This window comes from Cellulomonas biazotea (assembly GCF_004306155.1).
In the GTDB taxonomy this organism is placed as follows: domain Bacteria; phylum Actinomycetota; class Actinomycetes; order Actinomycetales; family Cellulomonadaceae; genus Cellulomonas; species Cellulomonas biazotea.
Window position 1 is genome coordinate 1 of the sequence record NZ_BIMR01000398.1, and the last position, 3,680, is coordinate 3,680.

Genomic DNA, 3,680 nt, shown 5'->3' on the forward strand with positions numbered 1-3,680 from the left:
GCCGCAGCCCCCACCGCCGAGGTGCCCCACCCGCGGGAGGCCCCGGTCACCGAGACCCCCGCCCTCGTGCCCGCCGCCGTCGACGCCGCAGCCGCGGCCGCCGACGCCGCGCTCGAGGCCGCCGCGGTCCAGGCGCTCGCGTCCGCCGCGCTCGCCGACCTCGGCGCGGTGCCCGAGTACCACCCGACGATGGCCCCGGCCGCCGCACCCCTGGAGGAGGTCGCGTCGCTGCGCAGCGCCGCCGACGCCTCCGTGCGTGTCGACGTCGACCTGCTCGACCGCCTCATGCGGCAGGTCGGCGAGCTCGTGCTGGTCCGCAACCGCCTGAGCCGGCTCGCGTCGGAGGCGCAGGACGTCGACCTCACGCGTTCGGCCCAGCAGCTCAACCTCATCGCCTCGGAGCTGCAGGACGGGGTCATGCGGACCCGCATGCAGCCCATCGAGCACGTCTGGTCGAAGATGCCGCGCGTCGTGCGCGACCTCGCCGCCGTGTGCGGCCGCGAGGTCCGCCTCGAGCTCACGGGTGGCGACACCGAGCTCGACCGCAGCCTGCTCGAGGCCGTGAAGGACCCGCTGACGCACCTCGTGCGCAACGCGGTCGACCACGGCATCGAGCCGCCCGCCGAGCGCGTCGCCGCGGGCAAGCCCGCGCAGGGCGTGCTCGAGCTGCGCGCGTCGCACGCCGGTGGGCAGGTCGTCGTGGAGGTCCGCGACGACGGCCGCGGCATCGACCCGCAGAAGGTCGCCGCGTCCGCCGTGAGCAAGGGCCTGCGCACGCCCGAGCAGGTCGCCACGCTCGGCCAGGCGGAGATGCTCGGCCTGCTGTTCCTGCCCGGCTTCTCGACGGCCGCCGCGGTGACCAACGTGTCCGGCCGCGGGGTCGGCATGGACGTCGTGCGGACCCGCATCGAGGCGGTCGGCGGGACGGTCGACGTCGAGTCGACCGTCGGCGTCGGCACCGTGTGGCGGCTGCGCATCCCGCTGACGCTCGCGATCATGCCGTCGCTGTCCGTGGTCTGCGACGACGACCTGTACGCGGTCCCGCAGGTCCACGTGCTCGAGCTCGTGGCCCTCGACGACCGCGCCGAGCAGACCGTCGAGCACGTGCACGACGCGCCGGTGTACCGGCTGCGCGGCGAGCTGCTGCCGCTGGTCCCGCTGCGGGACGTCCTGGGGCTGTCCGACGGTGAGCAGGCCGGCTCGCGTGCCGGCGTCATCGTGGTCGTGCAGGCCGACGACAACCGCTTCGGCCTGCTGGTCGACCGGGTCCTGGCCACCGAGGAGATCGTCGTCACGCCGCTCGCGGCGCAGCTCAAGACGGTCGGCACGTACTCGGGGACGACGGTGCTGGGCGACGGTCGCGTCGCGCTGATCCTCGACGTCCAGGCCATCGCCCGCCGCGCCATGGTCCGCGAGCACGAGCACGCGAGCATCGGCGGGACGTCGCACGCCGCGGTCGAGCACGCCGACGAGGCCGCCCAGCTGCTGGTCGCCCGCATCGGCGACGGCCGCCTGGTCGCGATGCCGCTGGCCGGGGTCGCCCGGCTGGAGCACGTCCGGGCGGACGAGGTCGAGACGGTCGGCGACCGCGAGGTCGTGCAGTACCGCGGCTCGATCCTGCCGCTGGCCCGCGTCGACAGCCTCGTCGGGGCGCAGCGCGAGGAGCGCGAGGAGCTGCTGCTCGTCGTGTACGAGCGCGGCGACCGCAGTGCGGCGCTGGTCGTCGAGGAGATCGTCGACATCGTCGAGGACCACTCGGACCACTCCGACATCGACGCGTCGGGCCTGGTCGGCTCGACCGTCGTACACGGCCGGGTCACGGAGCTGCTCGACCTGCGGGCGGCGCTGCTGGCCGCCGACCACGAGTTCGAGGACGACGCGCTGGAGGGTGCCGCGTGAACCGCTACGTCACGTTCACGATCGGCGACGGCCTGTACGGCGTCGACGTGCTGCGGGTCCAGGAGGCCCTGCGGGCGCACGCCCGCACCCGGGTCCCGCTGGCCCCGTCGGGCATCGCGGGCCTGGTGAACCTCCGCGGGCAGGTCGTCCTCACGGTCGACCTGCGCCCGCGGCTGGGCCTGGCCCCGCTCGGGCAGGACGCCGAGCCGATGATGGTCGTCGTGCAGGTCGACGGGGAGCCCGTGAGCCTGCTCGTCGACGAGATCGGCGACGTGCTCGACGTGCCGGCCGACCAGGTGGAGACCCCGCCGGAGACGCTGGACCCGGCGCTGCGGTCGCTCATCGTGTCCGCCTGCACGCTCGACCGGCGCCTGCTGCTGGTCCTGGACGTCGACGAGGCCGCAGCGGCGTGACCCGGAGCCGGGCGTCCGCGCGACGTCCGGCCGGGTGACGGCCCCGGCGAACCCTCACACCTTCGTCACCTCGTCCGATCGGGACCGACGACGGCGACGAAGCCCCCCAAGGAGCACGTGATGAGCAAGTCCTCCCGCGAGAGCGCCCCCCGAGCGCGCAAGAGCCTGAACAACCTGGGCATCCAGACGAAGATGATGCTGCTGCTCGGCCTGGTGGCCGTGGTGGCGCTGGGCTCCGGCGGCTTCGCGTACCTCTCGTTGCAGCGCGCGGCGCAGGACGTGGAGGCGATCGACGTGATCGCCACGGACGTCGCGCAGCTGGCGCGGGCGGTCGACGACGGTCAGCAGACCGCGCGCCTCACGGTGGCGCAGATCGCCGCCGTGAAGAACCCCGTGGTGCGCAAGTCGTGGGTCGAGCTCCAGCGGCGCAACGACCTGGAGATGGGCGACGCGATGACCGCTTTCGCGGAGTCGAGCGCAGGGCGCGGCGCGGACTGGCAGGCGTTCGCCGAGTCGTACGGCGCGTGGGTCGTCCTGCGCGACGAGAAGGTCGTGCCGGCCGCGCTGTCGGACGACCCGGACGCGTACTCGAGCGTGCTCCAGACGGTGAGCCAGCCGGCGATCGACCAGTTCGTCATGGACTTCGACGCGGTGCAGGACGCCATGGCCGCGGAGATCGAGCGGAGCGTCGACGCGGCGCACGCCCGCGCCGACCAGGCGGGCCTCATCCTCGCCGTCAGCCTCGTGGCAGGTCTCGGACTGTCGATGTTCCTCGGCTTCAAGGTCGCGGCGGGCATCCGCAAGAGCGTGTGGGACATGTGCCGCGCGCTCAACGGCATGGCCGTCGGCGACTTCACGCGGAGCGTGCCGGGCACGTCGCGCGACGAGATGGGCCAGATGCGGGACGCGCTCGCCAAGGCGCAGCGCGGCGTCCGGACCACGCTGCAGGAGGTGCAGAAGACGGCCGACGAGGTCGCCGCCGCCGCCGAGCAGCTGTCCGCGTCGTCGAGCCAGGTCGCCGCGGGCTCCGACGAGACGTCCGTGCAGGCGGGGGTCGTCGCGGCCGCCGCGGAGCAGGTGTCGCGCAACGTGCAGGCGGTCGCCGCCGGTGCGGAGCAGATGGGCGCGTCGATCCGGGAGATCGCGCAGAACGCGACCGAGGCGACGAAGGTCGCGCAGGCCGCGACCGGCGCGGCGTCGACCGCGAACGACTCGGTGTCCCGCCTGGGCTCGTCCAGCCAGGAGATCGGCAAGGTCGTCAAGCTCATCACGTCGATCGCGGAGCAGACGAACCTGCTCGCGCTCAACGCGACGATCGAGGCCGCGCGCGCCGGGGAGGCCGGCAAGGGCTTCGCGGTCGTCGCCGGC

General features: G+C 74.0%; 3 protein-coding genes. All 3 read left to right on the forward strand.

Annotation, left to right across the window (positions count from 1 at the left end; translation table 11 throughout):
* The coding region (locus CBZ_RS19195) for a chemotaxis protein CheA (RefSeq protein WP_130783053.1) at positions 1 to 1,899 on the forward strand (1,899 nt) is incomplete at its 5' end.
* Positions 1,896 to 2,312, forward strand: a complete 417-nt coding sequence (locus CBZ_RS19200) for a chemotaxis protein CheW (protein ID WP_130783054.1) — start codon at positions 1,896 to 1,898, stop codon at positions 2,310 to 2,312. The genes CBZ_RS19195 and CBZ_RS19200, both read left to right, overlap by 4 nt.
* A gap of 120 nt (positions 2,313 to 2,432) precedes the next feature.
* Positions 2,433 to 3,680: methyl-accepting chemotaxis protein (locus tag CBZ_RS19205; RefSeq protein WP_130783055.1), on the forward strand; the 1,248-nt coding region annotated here is incomplete at its 3' end.